Genomic DNA, 17,401 nt, shown 5'->3' with positions numbered 1-17,401 from the left:
CCCCTGACTGCCCACTGATGCCCGCCCCACCGGCTTGACTTGTACGCGCGTGGCACACGATCGGTAGGCCCGAAGCACAAAGGGGGCGCACGATGCCCGTCGCGCTCCCCCGGCGTACGAGGGGCGCCACGTAACCATCGGCCGAGCGCACCCGTTGGAGTGGTATGGGCTTCGGAATCGCGGGAATGCGAGAGCTCCGGCGGCCCGGCCGCACGGGGCGGGCCCTCCTCCCCATCGCCCTGGCGGAGTACACCGGGCTGTGGGGCTGGGACGTTCTGCCGGGGGCGCGGGTGGGGCGCGCGGCCGACGGGCGGACCGCCTGCTCGTGCGGCAGCGCCCGCTGCCCATCGCCCGGCGCCCATCCGCTGGCCCCGGGCCGCCCCATCCCCGGGGGCACCGCGTGGGAGCAGGTGCTGCACCGCTGGGACCGCACGCCCGACGCCACCGTGCTGCTGCCCACCGGGGGCAGCTTCGACGTCCTCGACGTCCCGGCCACGGCCGGGCGAGGGGCGCTGCTCAGGCTGGAGCGCCTCGGCGTCCCGGTGGGCCCTGTCGCGCTGGCGCCGCACGGGCGGGCGTGGTTCCTGGTGGCGCCGGGGGCCGCCGCCGAGCTGCCCGAGCTGCTCTACCGCACGGGCTGGGACGGCGCCCTGCTCGACCTGCGCGCGCTGGGCGCCGGGCACCACATCACCGCGCCCCCGTGCGACCACGGCGGCAGGGGCGCGGTGCGCTGGCTGCGCGCGCCGAGCCTGGAGACGGCCGCGGCGCCCCCGCGCGCCCGGCTGCTCCTGGGCACGCTGGCGTACGCGTGCCATCGCGCCTGGCTCAGCTGAGCAGCGCGTCCACGAAGGTCTCGGGCTCGAACGGCGCGAGGTCGTCGGAGCCCTCGCCCAGGCCCACCAGCTTGACGGGAACGCCGAGCTCGCGCTGGACCGCGACGACGATGCCGCCCTTGGCTGTGCCGTCCAGCTTGGTGAGCGCGATGCCGGTGATGTCCACGACCTCGGCGAACACCCTGGCCTGCACGAGCCCGTTCTGTCCGGTGGTGGCGTCGAGGACGAGCAGCACCTCGTTGACCGGGCCGTGCTTCTCGACCACGCGCTTGACCTTGCCGAGCTCGTCCATGAGCCCGGTCTTGGTGTGCAGCCGACCCGCGGTGTCGATCAGGACCACGTCGGCGCCCGCGGTGATGCCCTCCTTGACGGCGTCGAACGCGACCGACGCGGGGTCGCCGCCCTCGGGGCCCCGCACGGTCCGCGCGCCGACCCGTTGGCCCCACGTCTGGAGCTGGTCCGCGGCGGCGGCGCGGAAGGTGTCGGCGGCGCCGAGCACCACCGAGTGCCCCTCGGCGACCAGGACGCGGGCCAGCTTGCCCGTGGTGGTGGTCTTGCCCGTGCCGTTGACGCCCACGACCATCACGACGGCGGGGCGCTCCTCGCCGTCGGCCGAGACGCCGCCCTCGGTGCGCAGCGCGCGGTCCATGTCGGTGCCGATCTGCGCGAGCAGCTCCTCGCGCAGCAGCTCCCTCAGCCCGTCGGCGTCGCGCGTGCCGAGCACCTGGACCCGCTCGCGCAGCCGCTCGACCAGCTCGGTCGTGGGCCGTGGGCCGACGTCCGCGGTCAGCAGCGTGCTCTCGACCTCCTCCCAGGTCTCCTCGTCGAGCCGCTCCCTGGCCAGCAGGGTGAGCAGGCCCCGGCCGAGCGAGGTCTGGGAACGGGCCAGCCGCGCGCGGAGCCTGACCATCCGCCCCGCCGCGGGCTCCGGGACCTCGAGCTCGGGCGCCTCGGGCTCCGCCGCGGCCGGGGGCAGGGTGACGTCCTCGATGACCCGGCGTTCGCCCTCGGGCGGCGCCGCGGTCTCCGCCTCCTCGCCGACCCGCGGCTCGGCGGGAGGCGCGGTGCGCGTGGTCTCCCGGCCAGAGGGCGGCGCCTGCGTGCGGCGGCCGGTGACGACGAACGCGGCGATCGCGACGATGGCGACCACGGCGATGATGACGGCGAGGATGAGGATGTCCATCGGTTCCCTTGGTGGGCCTGGTGGTGGGGCAACGGGTCCTAACGTACCGCCGCCCTCTCGGCGAAGGGGGCCCCGAGCGCGACGGGGGCGCGGGCCCCGGCCGTGTCATCCCGTCTCCTCGAGGGACTTGCCCCTGGTCTCGGGCACGAGGACCGGCACGAACGGGATCGACAGCAGGGCGAAGCACGTGTGAAGCGCACAGGCGCCCGGACGTTCGGGTGGGAGGGGCTCGGAAAGCTCTGACACCTCAGGCGCGGGGGGCCTCAGGCGGAGAGGCGCTGGCTGATCACCTTGGAGACGCCGTCGCCCTGCATGGACACGCCGTAGAGCGCGTCGGCGACCTCCATGGTCCGCTTCTGGTGCGTGATCACGATCAGCTGGGAGCTGTCCTTGAGCTCCTCCATGATCCGGATCAGCCGCTGGAGGTTGGTGTCGTCGAGCGCGGCCTCGACCTCGTCCATCACATAGAACGGGCTCGGTCTCGCCTTGAAGATCGACACCAGCAGCGCCACGGCCGTCAGCGACCGCTCGCCGCCGGACAGGAGCGAGAGCCGCTTGACCTTCTTGCCCGGCGGCCTGGCCTCCACGTCCACACCCGTGGTGAGCATGTCGTCGGGGTCGGTCAGCATCAGGCGCCCCTCGCCGCCGGGGAAGAGGCGGGAGAAGACGCCCTCGAACTCGCGCGCGGTGTCGTGGTAGGCGGCGGTGAAGACCTCCTCGACCCGGACGTCCACCTCCTTGACGACCTGGAGCAGGTCGGCCCTGGTCTTCTTGAGGTCCTCCAACTGCTCGCTGAGGAACTGGTGCCGCTCCTCGAGGGCCGCGAACTCCTCGAGCGCCAGGGGGTTCACCTTGCCGAGCTGCTTGTACGCGCGCTCCGCCGCCCGCAGCCGCTTCTCCTGCTCGGACCTGACGAAGCACCGGGGCTGGTTGCGCGGGTGGTCGGGGTCGTCGGGAAGCTCCTCGCCCTCGGCGGGCGGCGAGGGCGGCACGGGCTGGTCGGGCCCGTACTCGGTGACCAGGACCTCGGGCTCGACGCCCAGCTCCTCCAGGGCGCGGCCCTCCAACTGCTCGATCCGCAGCCGCTTCTCGGCGCCGAGCACCTCGCCCCTGTGGACCGAGTCGGTGAGCTTGTCCAGCTCCTCCTTGAGCGCGCGCCCGGCGTTCCGCTCGGCGGTCAGGGCCTGTTCGCGCTCGGCCTTGGCGCGTTCGGCCGCCTCCCGCTCGGCCACGGCGCGGGCCAGCGACTCCTCCACATGGGCGAGCAGCTGCCGGGCGCCCGAGGCCACGGCGGAGGCGACCTCCGCCTCGTGGCGCATCCTGGCGCGCCTGCGTTCGGCGCGCGCCTGCGTCTCGCGCTCCGCGCGCGCCGCCCGGTCGAGGCCGTCCGCCCGCCCCGACAGGCCCCTGACCCGCTCCTCGTGGGTGCGGACCTGGAGCCTGGCCTCCATCTCGGTCTGCCGGGCGTTGGCCCCGTCGGCGGCGAGCCGGTCGCGGACGGCGGTGTCGGGCTCCTCCTCGCCGTCGGCCGCCTCCTCGGCGACCGCGAGCCGCTCGGCCAACTCCTCGGCCTTGGCCTGGGCCTGCTCCAGCTCGTCGGCGGCGCGCGCCACGGCGGTCTCGGCGCGCTCGGCCTCTCCGGCGGCGGCGCGGGCCTGGCCCGCCAGGCGCCCGAGGTCCTGCGCCACGCGGGACTTGGCGCGCTCGGCCGCGGTGCGCTTGCGGGCGAGCTCCTCCACCTCGGCGGCGCGCGCCGCGCGCTCCTCGGCGGCGGCCCGCTGGGCGGCGGCCAGCGCGCCGCACCGCTCGGTCAGCTCGGTCAGCTCGGCCGCGGCCTCGTCCACCGACGCCCGCACCTCGAGCAGGCTGGGCGCGCCGGCCGAGCCGCCCTGCGCGAGGTGGGCGGAGAGCAGGTCGCCCTCGGCGGTCACGGCGGTCAGCTCGGGGCGGGTGGCGAGCAGCTCCTGGGCGTCATCGAGCGTGCCGACGACCACGACGCTCCGCAGCAGGCGGCGCACGGCGGGCAGCAGGCTCTCGGGGCCGCTCACCAGCTCGGCGGCGGGGCGCGGCCCGTCGTCCGGGGCGAACTCCTGGCGCGGCGCGGGCCCGTCCGGCGCGCCCCCGAGGAGCAGCGCCGCGCGGCCCGCGTCGTCCTTGCGCAGCAGCCGCAGCGCCTCGGCGGCAGCGGCGGGCCCCTCCACGGCGACGGCGTCGGCCGCCGCGCCGAGCGCCGCGGCCACCGGCACCTCGAACCCCGGGGTGACGGTGAGCAGCTCGGCGGCGGGGCCGAGCACGCCCGAGAGCCGGTCGGCGGCCGCGAGCAGCGCGCCCGTGCCGTCCTTGCGCCGCAGCCCGAGGGCGAGCGCGTCGTGCCGCGCCGAGACGGCGGCCCGCTCCCGCTCGGCGGCCGTGGCGGCCTCGCGGGCGGCGGAGTGCGCCGACCCGGCGGCGGCGAGCGCCGCCTTGGCCGCCTCGTGCTCCTCGCCCAACTCGCTGTCGCCCGCGTCGAGTCCCTCGACCTCGGCGCGCAGCTCCTCGTACTCCGCCTGGGCCGTTGCGGCGCGCTCGCGGGCCTCGTCGCGGGTGTCGGCCAGCCGGTCGATCTGGCTCTGGGCGGAAGCGGCCCTGCTGCGGGCCGCGTTGGCCTGGCCGTGCAGCCTGGCCAGGCCCTCGCGCCGGTCGGCCAGGGCGCGCGCGACGTCCTTGAGGCGGCGCTCCTCCTCGGCCAGCCGCCGCTCCAGCTCGGCGCGGTGCTCGACGGTGTCGTCGAGGGCGCGGCTCGCGGCCTCGAGAGCCGCCGTCAGCTCGGCCTCCTGCTCCCTGATCCGCGCGGCCTCGCGCTCCATGTCCTCGGGGTCGCGCCCGCGCCGCTCCTCGGGCGCCTGCGCGCGGGCGCTGGTGACGCGCGCGTCGGCGAGGCTGACGGTGCCGCGGACGCGTTCGGCCAGTTGTGAGAGCTCGTACCAGGTCGCCTGGGTGCGCTGAACGCGCGGAGTGAGCATCCGCACCTCCTGCTCGAGCTCCGCCTCCCGGCGCAGGGCGTCCCTCAAACGCGCCTCCGCCGCTTCTTTGCGCTCCTTCAGGGCCGCCTCGTCGGCGACTTCGGCGCGCAGGGCGGCACGCTGCGTGACCAGGTCGTCGGCAAGCAGCCGCAGCCTGGCGTCCCTCAGGTCGGCCTGGATCACCGCGGCGCGGCGGGCGACGGCGGCCTGACGGCCCAACGGCTTGAGCTGGCGGCGCAGCTCGTCGGTGAGGTCCTGGACGCGGGCGAGGTTGACCTGCATCGCGTCCAGCTTCCGCAGCGCCTTCTCCTTGCGCTTGCGATGCTTGAGAACGCCGGCCGCCTCCTCGATGAACGCCCGGCGCCCCGTGGGGTCGGCGTGCAGCACGGAGTCGAGCTGCCCCTGGCCCACGATGACGTGCATCTCGCGGCCGATGCCCGAGTCGGACAGCAGCTCCTGGACGTCGAGCAGGCGGCAGGTGTCGCCGTTGATCTGGTACTCGCTGCCGCCGTTGCGGAACATCGTCCGCGTGATCGTGACCTCGGCGTACTCGATGGGCAGGGCGCCGTCGGCGTTGTCGATCGTCAGGGAGACCTCGGCGCGGCCGAGGGGCGGGCGGCCCGTGGTGCCCGCGAAGATGACATCCTCCATCTTGCCGCCGCGCAGCGACTTGGCACCCTGTTCCCCCATGACCCAGGAGAGCGCGTCCACCACATTGGACTTGCCCGAGCCATTGGGCCCGACCACGCACGTGATGCCCGGCTCGAAGCGCAGCGTCGTGGCCGAGGCGAAGGACTTGAACCCGCGCAGGGTCAGGCTCTTGAGGTGCACGCCGTGCGACTTTACCCGCCGCACTTCCGCGATTCGCCGTTTCGACGCCTGGAATGCAGGGCACATCAGTCAGTGAGCCACACGGACGGCACCGCCCGGTGCCAGGGAGCCCAGACATGACGAAGGGACGCCGAAGCGTCCCTCGCATGAAATACGCAAGCGGTGCCTACGTGGCCTGGACCCTCGCCATTGAGGTCAGGTCAGGGCGGGCTCCGCCTTGGGCACGTCGATGCCGTCGAGCACCGAGTCGCCGTGCCGAGTGGCGGCGGCCAACGCGTCGTTCTCCGCCTGGACCCGGAGCAGCTGGGTCTCCAGGTCCTGAACGCGCTGCTGAAGCCGTCGCATCTCGGCGAGGACTCGGGGGTCGGAGCCGCCGATGTGACCGAGAAGCGCCTTTGCCATGATGGATGGTCCTCCACACTGAGTGACCGACCGAAGCCGTTGGTGGGTCGTGAGGGATTGATCCCGCGACGTCTGCTCTGCTGTGTTTGCGGGCCACATAGCTGAGATGCGCGGGACTTTCAGCGTCTCACCAAAAAGTGGGACGGTCAACACGATCACACCGCGTATCGCCCGAGCGCCACGCCTGCCGAAGATCGGCTTTGGCGGGGCTTCAGCGGGGCGCGCAAAGGCCCCGCGACAGTGGCTGTGTGGGGAGCCTGGCACGTGAGAGCGGGGATGGCAAGAAGAATCCGGGACTTTCCGCGACCGGATCGCGGGCCCGTCAACGGATGGCGAAGTCCTCGTAGCCGCCGCGCGGTGTGTCCCATATCTCGGTGACGCCGGAGACCGCGCCGGGCGTGTCGCCGTCCCGCAGCCAGGACAGCAGCCGCTCGCACCGCTCCCTGCCGCCCTCGGCGACCACCTGGACCCGCCCGTCGGCGAGGTTCGAGGCGAATCCGCACAGCTCACCGATGGCCAACGCCCGGGCTCTCGTGTGCCAGCGGAAGCCGACGCCCTGCACCCGGCCGCGCACCCACGCGGTCAGGCGGACGGTCTCCGACGGGTCGGGGGCGGAGGGGCGCGAGGCACACATGTGACGCACGCTATCCCCTCATTCACGTCCTGAGCACTGGCGCGGACGCCGTGATGCCGTACAGTCACGCGTTGAAGAATCACCCGTTCGGGTGATTTGTGATCTTCGAGCTGACGAGGACGGTGCTGCCGATGGGACGCCATCGTCGACGCCGGAGGCGTGCGCGTACCGGGCTGATCGGCGCCTCCGCGGCCCTGACCGTGGGAGCCGTCGCCATGGGAACCGGCCTGCTGCCGGGGGCGGGTGACGGGATCACCGGAGCGTTCCGCTCGCAGGACTCGCCCTCACCGAGCGGCCGTCCCACCCTCCCCGGCACGACCGCCCCCGACCTCGAGCCCGACTCGGGTCAAGGGACCCGGTCGCCCGACGAGGAGACCACCGAGCCGACCGAGGAGACCACGGCCGAGGCGACGCCGGACGAGCCGACCGATGAGCCGAGCAGCGAGGCGCCCCAGGAGCGCCCTTCCACGCCGCCACCCTCGCCCGAGCCCTCCACCGAGGAGCCACCGCCGCCCCCGGAGACCACCGCCCCGGCGGAGGACCCCGAGCCCGGCGGCGACGCCGGGCAGCAGGCGGCCGAGGCCGTGCTCGCGCTGGTCAACGAGGAGCGCGCGAACGCCGGATGCCGCCCCCTCACCCTGGACGCCGCGCTCACCAACCTGGCCATCGCGCACAGCAGGGACATGGCCGAACGCGGCTACTTCGACCACACCGACCCCGACGGGCGCACCCCGTGGGACCGGGCCGCGGCGGCGGGCGTCTCCCACCTCGGCGGCGAGAACATAGCCCGCGGCCAGCCGGACGCCCGCGCGGTGATGGACGCCTGGATGGCGAGCGAGGGCCACCGCGCCAACATCCTCAACTGCGACTACACCACCCTGGGCGTCGGCGCGCACTTCGCCGACGGCGGCCCCTGGTGGACGCAGAACTTCGGGTTCTGAGGGCCCGGGGCGGCAACGGACCCGGGGCGGCAACGCCCCTCAGCGCGGCGGGCGTTGGCAGCGCGGGCAGAAGTAACTCGACCGGTTCGTCCAGGGACGCCTGCGCACCGGGGTGCCGCAGCGGCGACACGGCTCGTCCTCCCGGCCGTAGACGTCGAGGGAGCGTTCGAAGTAGCCGGACTGCCCGTTGACGTTGACATAGAGGCTGTCGAAGCTCGTGCCGCCGACGGCGAGCGCGGCCGTCATCACCTCGCGGATGTGGGTGACGAGATCGGCGGTCCTGGCGCGGGTGAAGGTCGCGGTGGGCCGCTCGTAGTGCAGGCGGCCGCGCCACAGCGCCTCGTCGGCGTAGATGTTGCCGACCCCGCTGATCAGCGACTGGTCGAGGAGCGCGCGCTTGATCGTGGTCACCCGGCGGCGCAGCGCCGCGTGGAACGCGTCCTCGTCGAACGCCGGGTCGAGCGGGTCGCGGGCGATGTGCGCCATCACGTCGGGCAGCCCGTCCGCGCCCACCGGGTGCAGCGAGAGGCCGCCGAACGTCCGCTGGTCCACGAACCGCAGCTCGCCCCCGGCCACGTCGTCGAACGTGATCCTGACCCGCAGGTGCTTCTCGTCGGGCACCCCGCCCCGCTTGACCAGGAGCTGACCGCTCATCCCCAGGTGCGCGAGCAGCGCGAGCCCGGGGCCGAGCGGCAGCCACAGATACTTCCCGCGGCGGCGCGGCGCCGCGATCCTGGCGCCGAGCAGCCGGGCCTCGAAGTCCTCGGCGCCCGCCGTGTGACGGCGGACGGCGCGCGGGTGCAGCACCTCGGCGCCCGCGACGGTCCGCCCGCTGATCCACCGGTCGAGCCCGCGCCTGACGACCTCGACCTCGGGCAGCTCAGGCACCGGTCTCCCCACCGGTCGCGCCGTCGATCGCGGCCCTGATGGAGCGCCAGGCGTTCTCCGCCGCCTGCTGCTCCGCCTCCTTCTTGCTGCGGCCGGTGCCGGTGCCGTAGGTCTCGCCACCCACACGGGCCGCAGCGGTGAAGGTCTTCTCGTGGTCCGGGCCGTCCTCGGTGATCACATACTCGGGAACGCCGAGGCTCTCGGCCGCGCTCAACTCCTGGAGGCTGGTCTTCCAGTCGAGCCCGGCGCCCAGGTTGGAGGAACGCTCGATCACCGGGTCGAACAGGCGGTGGACCAGCTCGTCCGCCGCGTCGAGGCCCTGGTCGAGGTAGACGGCGCCGATGACCGCCTCCAGCGTGTCGGCGAGGATCGACGCCTTGTTCCTGCCGCCGGTCCCCTCCTCGCCCCGCCCCAGCCTGACGAACGCGCCGAGACCGAGGCCGCGGGCGACCTCGGCGAGCGTCCTGGCCTGGACGACGGCCGCGCGCAGCTTGGCCAGCTGCCCCTCGGGCAGATCAGGGTTGGCGCGGTAGAGGGTGTCGGTGACGACCAGGCCGAGCACCGAGTCCCCCAGGAACTCCAGCCGCTCGTTGGTGGGCAGCCCACCGTTCTCGTAGGCATAGCTGCGGTGGGTGAGCGCACGTACCAGAAGGGCGGGCTCAAGCTGGTAGCCGAGCCGCCCTTCCAGAATCGCGAGGGACGAGGCTGTGTCCGCCGACGCCTGGGGTTGCGACCTCCTGGCGTGTGACATGAAGCCTGTCACCCGCCGATCAGACCTCGAGGACCTGGCGGCGGTTGTACGTGCCGCAGTTACCGCACGCGGTGTGCTGGAGCCTCGGCTCCTGGCAACGCTCACAGCGCACGAGGGTGGGGACCGCAGCCTTCCACTGCGACCGGCGGTGGCGCGTGTTGCTGCGCGACATCTTCCGCTTCGGAACAGCCACGGCTACTTCTCCTGTGGATCGTCCCCGCTCCCGCGGGGTGCCTGGTACATCTCTTGCAGCGCCGCCCAACGGATGTCGACGGCCTGGTCGTGGTGGTGGTCGGGGTCCCGCGCCAGCGCCGCCCCGCACTCGGGGCACAGACCTGGGCAGTCCTCCCGGCACACCGGCTGCGAGGGCAGTGAGAGCACCACCGCGTCCCGCAGCACGGGCTCGAGGTCGAACAGGTCGCCCTGGAGGAGCAGCGACTCCTCGTCCCCCTCGTCCTCGGCCGGCTCCGCCTGACGGCGGCCCCGGTCGTCGGAGTCGGGGTAGGAGAACATCTCCTGGAAGTCCGCGGCGACCTCGTCGACCAGCGGCTCGAGACACCTTACGCACTCCCCCTCGACCGGCGCACGGACGGTGCCGGTGACCAGCACACCCTCCATGACCGACTCGAGGCGAAGCTCCACCTCCAACGGCGCCCCCGCCGGCACGCCGACCACCTCCGCGATGCCGAGGCCCTCGGGGGCCTTGACCGTGCGAGAGACCCGTGTGAGCGCGCCCGCACGTCGCCCCAGCTCACGTGTGTCGAACACGAGAGGGGCTCGGTGATCCAGCGGGGCGTTCAGGGCGATCTGCTTTCTCGCGATGGCGGGCGATGTGCTAGCTGCGGGGAGCCGCGCTCCGCGGCCCTCTCGGGGAGGAGCCGGGCGGGCAGCCGCGAGCACGCGTCATGCCGCGACCGAAGGTTCAGCATACTTCACGGGCCGCCGGGGCACCCAATCGGCGGGGGTCACTGCTGGCCCTGCTGGTAGCGGCGCAGCTGCTCCGCGTCGATCATCCCCGTGTCGAAGAGGCTCGTCTCGTCCAGCACACCGGAGCCGCCCTGCGGCTGCTGGGGCTGGCCCTGGCCCTGGTAGCCGTAGGCGGACTGGGCGGCGTACGGGTCCTGCTGGGGGTAGGAGCCCGCGTAGCCGTCGCCGCCGTAGCCGGCGTAGGTCTCCTGGCCGTACGCGTCCTGCTGCCCGTAGCCGTCCTGGCCGCCGTAGCCGCCGGTGGCCGCGGCGGGCTGGAGGCCGTAGCCCTCACGCGCCGAGTCGTAGCCGTCGGCGGCGGGCGGGGCCTGGGGCTGGGGGACGCCGAGGTAGTCGTACGTGTCCTGCTCGGGGCCGTCGAAGTACTCGCCCTGGCGTCGGCCGCCCGCCGCGTCGGCCGCCTCCTGGGCGGCGACGTGCTCGGCCAGCTCGTCCACGGGCTGGTGGCCCGTGAGCTTCTGGCGGCCGCGGCCCACCGCCTCGAGGGTCTTGGTGAGCACAGCCTCGATCGCGCCGAACTGGGCGTCCACATACGCGTCCGCCTGCTGGAGCAGCTCGGCCGGGTCGCCGCGGTCGGGGCCGAGGAGCTTGGTCCTGCCGCGGTCCACCGAGGCGATCGTCTTGCCGAGGACCACCTCGAAGTTGGCCAGCTTGGAGTCGACGTAGTCCTCGGCCTCCGCGCGCACCTCGGCCGCCTCCTGGCGCGCCTCGGCGAGGATCCTGGCCGCCTCCGCCTGCGCGCGCTGGACGACCTCGGTGGACTCGACCAGGGTGCCGCGCTCGGCGTGCGCCGCCTCGACGATCCGGCGGGCCTCCTGCTGGGCCTCGGCCACCACCTGCTGCCGGTCGCCCAGGACCTCCCTGGCCTCGGCCAGGGAGCCGGGCAGCGCCTCACGCACCTCGTCGAGCCGCGCGAGGAGGTCCGAGCGGTTGATGACGCACGACGCCGACATCGGCATGCCCTTGGCGCCCTGCACCGCCGCGACGATCTCGTCGAGTTTCTGCTGTACGTCCACGAGGCGAAGGGTACGGCCAACCGGGCACCGAGGGGGACCCGTTCACGCCGATGGCCGGTGTGACGCTCGGCTCCCCGCCGCGCCCGCCGGAATCCCCCGGCGCGGCCCTGGGCCGCCTCAGTCCTTGGCCAGCCGGTCGATCAGGGCGCGCAGCACCGGCTCGGGGACCAGGTGGGAGACGTCGCCGCCCCACGTGGCCACCTCCTTGACCAGGCTGGAGGAGAGGAAGCTGTAGACGGGGTTGGTCGGGATGAAGAGGGTCTCGACGCCGGAGAGGCCGTTGTTCATCTGGGCCATCTGGAGCTCGTAGTCGAAGTCGCTGACCGCGCGCAGGCCCTTGACGATGGCCGGGATGTCGCGCTCCTTGCAGTAGTCGACGAGGAGGCCGTGGAACGCCTCCACGACGACGTTCCCGTATTCGGCCGTGCACTCCTCGATCAGGGCGATGCGCTCCTCGACCGTGAAGAGGCCACGCTTGGACTTGTTGATCATCACCGCGACATGGACGGTGTCGTAGAGCTTCGAGGCGCGGGCGACGATGTCCAGATGCCCATTGGTAATGGGATCGAACGACCCCGGACAGACTGCGCGGCGCAACGCTCTCTCCTCGTTCATCCGGCCGGTCACGGCCGCTCGTTGACAGGGGGGACGGTGGATCGGGCGTACCACAGCGTTCCCTCGCCGTAGCGGCGTGAACGCAGCGGCAGGAAACCCACCGGCCAGGGGAAGGCACCCCCGCGGGTGCTCCGTTCCACGGTGGCGAGAGCGTCGGCGGCGAGCCACCCTTTGCGACCGAGTGTGAGAAGGATCTCCCCAAGATCGTCGTCGCCCGTGGCGTAGGGCGGATCCAGGAAGACCAGGTCGTACGGGGCGCCTTGGGGCGGCTCGGCGGCCACCTGCTCGGCGCGCGCGGTGCGCAGCTCGGTGCCGGGGAGGCCGAGGGCGCGGATGTTCTCCCTGATGGTCCTGGCGGCCCTGGGGTCGGACTCGGCGAGCAGGGCGTGCGCGGCGCCCCGGGACAGCGCCTCGAGCCCGACGGCGCCCGAGCCGCCGTAGAGGTCGAGGACCCTGGCCCCCTCGAGCGGGCCCCGGAGCGCCGTCCATGTGGAGAAGAGCCCCTCCCGCGCCCGGTCAGAGGTCGGCCGGGTGCCCCTGCCCGGGGGGACGGCGAGCCGCCTGCCGCCCGCCGTCCCGGCGATCACGCGGGTCATGGGCCTCACCACGCTCGTCCGTCAGCTGTCATGACCCACGCTATACGGGCCGCCTCCCGCCGACGCGCCGAGGTGCGGCGGCGGGGAGACGGCACCGCGCGGGCTCAGCCGTCGGCGCTCACCCGTCGACCGCGTCATCGGCCGAGCCGACCAGCGCGGGCGAGGCGTACCGCGACCACGACAGGCAGCCGTCCGGCGGGCAGTGCTCGGGGCGGCGCGGGTCGTGGCCCAGCTCCCTGAGCTTGGTGCGGACCGAGTCGGGGGTGCGGCCGAAGCGGGCGGCTATCCGGGCGATGGTCTCCCCGGAGTGGAAACGGCGCGTCAGGTCCTCCTCGTGGGCCGGGATCCAGGGGGCGCCATGGCCGGGGAACAGCTCCCGCAGGATGTCCCGGTCGGGGATCGGCTCCGCCACGTCGGCGGCCAGGGCGAGCGCGCGCAGGCCCCTGTTGAGCGCGATGCGCAGCGTGGGGACGTCGGCGAGCGGCATGGTCAGCGAGCCGGAGGCCAGGGGCGCCCCCGGGAGCGCCTCGCGCCAGCCGGTGAGGGTCAGGGTCACGGTGATGTCGTCGTCGCTGGCCAACTCGACGCGGAAGACCTTGTCGCCGAGCGGCAGTTCATTGGTGTGCCGGAATGCCATGCGAAGCAACCCCCATGGGTCCAACTGCGAACAACCCCGGATGGATTGCCGCAGACAGGTTCTATTCTCCCAGGGGGCACTGACAATTGACGGTCCGTCAGCCCTTGTCGAGGAACTCCTCGCGCTCCGCGTCGAGCAGCGCCTCCAGCGCGGTGCGCAGGTCGGGCGAGCCGGTCAGCCCGGGGTCGGCGGCCACCAGGGCGGCGGCCTCGGCGCGGGCCTCGACGATGACGTCCTCGTCCTCGATGACGGTCAGCATCCGCAGGCTGCTGCGCCCGCCGGACTGGGCCTGGCCCAGGACGTCGCCCTCGCGGCGCTGCTCCAGGTCGATACGGGAGAGCGCGAACCCGTCCGTCGTCGCGGCCACCGCCGCGAGCCGCTCGCGGGCCGGGCTCGTCTCCTCGGCCTCGCTGACCAGCAGGCAGAGCCCGGGGGCAGCGCCGCGCCCCACGCGGCCGCGCAGCTGGTGGAGCTGGGAGACGCCGAAGCGGTCGGCGTCCATGATCACCATGACCGTGGCGTTGGGGACGTCGACGCCGACCTCGATCACGGTCGTGGCCACCAGCACGTCCACCCGCCCCGCGGCGAAGCGGCGCATCACGTCGTCCTTGGCGTCCGGCGCGAGGCGGCCGTGCAGCACCTCGGTGCGCAGCCCGGCCAGCGGCCCGGAGGCCAGCTCGGCCGCCACGTCGAGCACGGCGAGCGGCGGGCGCCGCTCCTCCCCCTCAGGTCCTTCCTCCTTCTCGGCCGCGCCCTCGGTGGCGTCGCCCTCGCCGATGCGGGGGCAGACCACATACGCCTGGTGGCCGTTCTCCGCCTCCTCCCTGACCCGCTCCCACGCGCGGGCCAGGAAGTGCGGCTTGTCGCGGGCCGGGACGACATGGCTGGCGATGGGCGAGCGCCCCCGCGGCAGCTCGTCGAGCACCGATGTCTCCAGGTCGCCGAAGACCGTCATGGCGACCGTGCGCGGGATGGGCGTCGCGGTCATCACCAGCAGGTGCGGGGGGCGTTCGCCCTTGGCGCGCAGCGCGTCCCGCTGCTCCACGCCGAACCTGTGCTGCTCGTCCACCACGACGAGGCCCAGGTCGTGGAAGCCGACGACGTCCTCGATGAGCGCGTGGGTGCCGATGACGATCCCGGCCTCCCCCGTGGCCGCGTCGAGCAGCGCCAGGCGCCGGGCCTGGGCGCCCATCGAGCCGGTCAGCAGCGCGACCTTGGTGCCGCGGTCGGCGCCGCCGAGCATCCCCGCCTCGGCGAGGTCGCCCATCATCTCGGTGATCGAGCGGTGGTGCTGCTGGGCGAGCACCTCGGTGGGCGCGAGCAGCGCCGACTGCCCGCCCGAGTCGGCGACGGCCAGCATCGCGCGCAGCGCCACCAGCGTCTTGCCGCTGCCGACCTCGCCCTGGAGCAGCCGGTGCATGGGGTGGTCGGCGGCGAGGTCGGCGAAGATCTCCTCGGTGACCCGCCGCTGCCCCTCGGTGAGCGTGAACGGCAGCCGCTCGTCGAACGCCGTCAGCAGCCCGTCGCCCGCGGGCCTCCGCGGCACGGCGGGCAGCTGGGCGGTGGCCGCGCGGCGCCTGGCCAGCGCGACCTGGAGGACGAACGCCTCGTCCCACTTGAGCCTGGCCCTGGCCTCGGCGATGTCCCGCCTGGTGCGCGGCCGGTGGACCTTCTCGAACGCCTCGGGCAGCGGGAGCAGCCCGCGCCCGCTCCGCAGGGCGGCGGGCAGCGGGTCGACCAGGCCCTCCCAGCCGACGGCCTCGAGCGAGTCGAGGACGACGCCCACCGACTTGGCGATGCGCCAGGACTCCAGCTGCTTGCACGCGGGGTAGAGCGGCAGGGGGCGGCCTGCGAAGTCGGCGACCGCGTCGTCCCCCGCCTCCTCGTCGAGCAGCTCGTAGGCGGGGTGGGAGAGCTGGAGCTTCCGGTTGAAGAGGGAGACCTTGCCCGCGAACATCCCGCGCCGCCCCGGCACCAGCTCACGCTGGTGGTGGTGGACCGCGCGGCGGCCGAAGAAGACCAGCTGGAGGCGGCCGCTGCCGTCGGTGAGGGTGACCTCGAGGCGCAGCCCCTTGCCCCGGTTGAACGTGAGGGCCCGGGTGTCGGCGATCTCGGCCACGACCGTCACATGCTCGTCGAGCGGCAGCTCGGACAGCCGGGTCAGCTCCCCGCGCTCGGCGTAGCGCCTGGGGTAGTGGTGCAGGAGGTCGCCGACCGTGTGCAGGTCGAGGTGGGCGGCCATCACCTTGGCGGTGGTGCCGCCGACGACCTTGGCGAGGGGCTCGTGCAGTGCGGTCACGTGGCCCATTGCACACCATGCCGCCGACAGCCGCGGCGTTCCCCCGCGCGGTCCGGCTACTCGACGCCGATCAGCAGGGGGGCGCCCTGGCGGCCCTCGTAGACCACGGTGTCCACGCCGTAGTGCGCGCCGCGGACCCGGTCCTCGAGGGCGGCGGCGAGGCCGTGCGGCGCCTCGGCGCCCAGGACGAGGGTGACCAGCTCGCCGCCCGCGGCCAGCATCCGCTCCAGCACCTGGCCCGCCACGTCGCCGAGGTCCTCGCCGATGACGGCGACGTCGCCGTCGATCAGGCCGAGGACGTCCCCGGCCTGGCAGATGCCCGCGGTGGTCCAGGACTGCCGTTCGGCGACGGCGAGCTCGCCGAACCGCGTCGCGCCCGCGGCGGCCGTCATGGCCACGACGTCCTCGTCGAAACGGCGCTCGGGCGCGTGCACGGCGAGCGCCGCGATGCCCTGCATGGGCGAGCGGGTGGGCACGACGGCGACGCGCGTCCCGTCGGAGCGGGCCCGTTCCGCGGCGGCGGCGGCCGCGTGCCACAGCGCGTGGTCGTTGGGCAGCAGGACGACCTCGCCGGCGCCGGTGCCGAGGATCGCCCCGGCGAGCTCGCCCGCGCCGGGGGGCTCGTCGGCCCTGACGGTGAGCGCGGTGGCGCCCGCGTCGGCGCAGAGCCCGGCGAGGCCGTCGCCCGGCAGCACCGCGACGACGGCGCGGGGGCCGCGCGGCGGCCTCGGCGCGACGGCCGTGGCCAGCGCGCTGATGCCGATCCGGTGCGGCCGTCCGGCCTCGATGCCCGCCTCGACGGCGGCGCCGGGCTGCGCGGTGTGGATGTGGATGTGCCACAGCCCCTCGCCGCCGACCACGACGAGGGAGTCGCCCAACGCGTCGAGCCGCCGCCGCAGCGCGGCCACGGCGTCGTCGTCCGCGTCGAGCAGGTAGATGACCTCGAACCCCCGCGGCTCGGTGGCGGCGGGCGCCGGGCAGACGGCGGCGGGGTGCCGTTCGCCCGCGCCGCCCTCCGCGGGGGAGCGCGCCAGCCGGTCGCGTATGGAGGCGTCGGGCGCGCGGCCCGAGACGGCCGCGTCCAGCGCGTCGAGGACGGCGACGAGTCCGCTGCCGCCCGCGTCCACCACCCCGGCCTCCGCGAGCACCGGCAGCTGGCCCGGGGTCGCGGCCAGCGCGGCCCTCGCGCCCGCGCACGCGCCGGCGAGCACCTCGTCGACGCGGTCCCCGGCCCGTTCCGCCGCGTCGGCCGCCGCGGTCGCGACGGTGAGCATGGTGCCGTCGACGGGGTGGGCGACGGCGTCGTGGGCGGAGCGCGCGGCGCGGCGCAGGGCGCGGCGCAGGGCCTCGGGCCCCGCGGGCTCGGGCTCGGCGGCCAGCACCTCGGCCATGCCGCGCAGGAGTTGGGCGAGGATCGTGCCGGAGTTGCCGCGGGCGCCGATGAGGGCGCCATGGGCCATGGCGCGCACCGCCTGGGCCAGGGTGGGCCGCGCGGTGTCCGCGGCCTCGACGGCCTGGGCGGCGGACTCGACGGTGAGGTAGAGGTTGGTGCCGGTGTCGCCGTCGGCCACGGGGTAGACGTTGATGGCGTCGATGTCCTCGCGGGCGCTGCCCAGGACGTCCAGGGCGATCCGGCACCAGCGCCGGACCGCTGCGGCGTCGAGCGGCTGCGGCACGGGCGGACCTCCGGGGCGCGGGTGGTGGCGGCGCCTCGCAGCTTATGCCCTCATCGCACGGGGGGAGCGATTTCCCCGGGCGGGAAGGGGCGGGGTATGCTGCCCCGGTT

At 74.3% G+C, this 17,401-nt stretch carries 16 protein-coding genes; 2 read left to right on the top strand and 14 right to left on the bottom strand.

Going from position 1 to position 17,401, the window contains the following annotated elements; all coding sequences use genetic code 11:
• Window positions 1–164: 164 nt before the first annotated feature.
• Complete coding sequence (locus D7318_RS20730; RefSeq protein WP_120698623.1) at window positions 165–833, top strand: bifunctional DNA primase/polymerase; 669 nt, start codon at window positions 165–167, stop codon at window positions 831–833.
• Here the strand turns inward: D7318_RS20730 and ftsY are convergent.
• The 4 genes from ftsY to D7318_RS20710 form a co-directional block, all read right to left on the bottom strand.
• Window positions 826–2,016, bottom strand: a complete 1,191-nt coding sequence (gene ftsY / locus D7318_RS20725) for a signal recognition particle-docking protein FtsY (RefSeq protein WP_120698622.1) — start codon at window positions 2,014–2,016, stop codon at window positions 826–828. The genes D7318_RS20730 and ftsY overlap by 8 nt on opposite strands.
• A 263-nt stretch (window positions 2,017–2,279) precedes the next feature.
• On the bottom strand, window positions 2,280–5,849 hold the full coding sequence (gene smc / locus D7318_RS20720) for a chromosome segregation protein SMC (protein WP_120698621.1): 3,570 nt from the start codon (window positions 5,847–5,849) through the stop codon (window positions 2,280–2,282).
• Window positions 5,850–6,044: 195 nt separating this feature from the next.
• A complete protein-coding gene (locus tag D7318_RS20715) occupies window positions 6,045–6,251 on the bottom strand; it encodes a hypothetical protein (RefSeq protein ID WP_113689874.1) in 207 nt (68 codons plus the stop codon).
• 322 nt (window positions 6,252–6,573) lie between these two features.
• Entirely contained in the window at window positions 6,574–6,885 is a 312-nt protein-coding gene (locus D7318_RS20710; RefSeq protein WP_120698620.1) for an acylphosphatase, read from the bottom strand.
• A 215-nt stretch (window positions 6,886–7,100) separates the two neighbouring features.
• On the opposite strand from D7318_RS20710, the gene D7318_RS20705 reads away from it, so the two are divergent.
• Window positions 7,101–7,826, top strand: coding sequence for a CAP domain-containing protein (locus D7318_RS20705; RefSeq protein ID WP_230423935.1), 726 nt, complete (start codon window positions 7,101–7,103; stop codon window positions 7,824–7,826).
• A 39-nt stretch (window positions 7,827–7,865) separates the two neighbouring features.
• Here D7318_RS20705 and mutM read toward each other — a convergent pair whose 3' ends face one another.
• From mutM to D7318_RS20655, 10 genes are all read right to left on the bottom strand, one after another.
• Complete coding sequence (gene mutM / locus D7318_RS20700; RefSeq protein WP_120698619.1) at window positions 7,866–8,714, bottom strand: bifunctional DNA-formamidopyrimidine glycosylase/DNA-(apurinic or apyrimidinic site) lyase; 849 nt, start codon at window positions 8,712–8,714, stop codon at window positions 7,866–7,868.
• Window positions 8,707–9,465 (bottom strand): ribonuclease III, encoded by a 759-nt coding sequence (gene rnc / locus D7318_RS20695; RefSeq protein WP_120698618.1) that lies wholly within the window; start codon window positions 9,463–9,465, stop codon window positions 8,707–8,709. Before rnc ends, mutM begins: the two co-directional genes overlap by 8 nt.
• A 19-nt stretch (window positions 9,466–9,484) precedes the next feature.
• Window positions 9,485–9,658: a 50S ribosomal protein L32 gene (rpmF, locus tag D7318_RS20690; protein WP_049568059.1), complete on the bottom strand. Its 174-nt coding sequence runs from the start codon at window positions 9,656–9,658 to the stop codon at window positions 9,485–9,487.
• 2 nt (window positions 9,659–9,660) lie between these two features.
• Entirely contained in the window at window positions 9,661–10,272 is a 612-nt protein-coding gene (locus D7318_RS20685; RefSeq protein ID WP_120698714.1) for a YceD family protein, read from the bottom strand.
• A 158-nt stretch (window positions 10,273–10,430) separates the two neighbouring features.
• A complete protein-coding gene (locus D7318_RS20680; RefSeq protein ID WP_120698617.1) occupies window positions 10,431–11,468 on the bottom strand; it encodes an ATP synthase F0 subunit B in 1,038 nt (345 codons plus the stop codon).
• 117 nt (window positions 11,469–11,585) lie between these two features.
• Window positions 11,586–12,065, bottom strand: coding sequence for a pantetheine-phosphate adenylyltransferase (gene coaD, locus D7318_RS20675; protein ID WP_220729727.1), 480 nt, complete (start codon window positions 12,063–12,065; stop codon window positions 11,586–11,588).
• Between the two features lie 26 nt (window positions 12,066–12,091).
• On the bottom strand, window positions 12,092–12,679 hold the full coding sequence (gene rsmD / locus D7318_RS20670) for a 16S rRNA (guanine(966)-N(2))-methyltransferase RsmD (RefSeq protein ID WP_120698615.1): 588 nt from the start codon (window positions 12,677–12,679) through the stop codon (window positions 12,092–12,094).
• A 118-nt stretch (window positions 12,680–12,797) separates the two neighbouring features.
• Window positions 12,798–13,316 carry a hypothetical protein gene (locus tag D7318_RS20665; protein WP_120698614.1) on the bottom strand — a complete coding sequence of 173 codons (519 nt, stop codon included), beginning with the start codon at window positions 13,314–13,316 and terminating at the stop codon, window positions 12,798–12,800.
• Between the two features lie 97 nt (window positions 13,317–13,413).
• The gene (gene recG / locus D7318_RS20660) at window positions 13,414–15,624 is read right to left on the bottom strand and encodes an ATP-dependent DNA helicase RecG (RefSeq protein ID WP_183091533.1); all 2,211 of its coding nucleotides are present in this window, start codon (window positions 15,622–15,624) and stop codon (window positions 13,414–13,416) included.
• Between the two features lie 47 nt (window positions 15,625–15,671).
• Window positions 15,672–17,291, bottom strand: a complete 1,620-nt coding sequence (locus D7318_RS20655; protein WP_120698613.1) for a DAK2 domain-containing protein — start codon at window positions 17,289–17,291, stop codon at window positions 15,672–15,674.
• Between the last annotated feature and the right edge of the window lie 110 nt (window positions 17,292–17,401).

It is taken from the genome of Streptomyces radicis (genome assembly GCF_003626575.1).
In the GTDB taxonomy this organism is placed as follows: domain Bacteria; phylum Actinomycetota; class Actinomycetes; order Streptomycetales; family Streptomycetaceae; genus Streptomyces; species Streptomyces radicis.
This window is presented reverse-complemented; position numbering and strand designations above follow the sequence as displayed.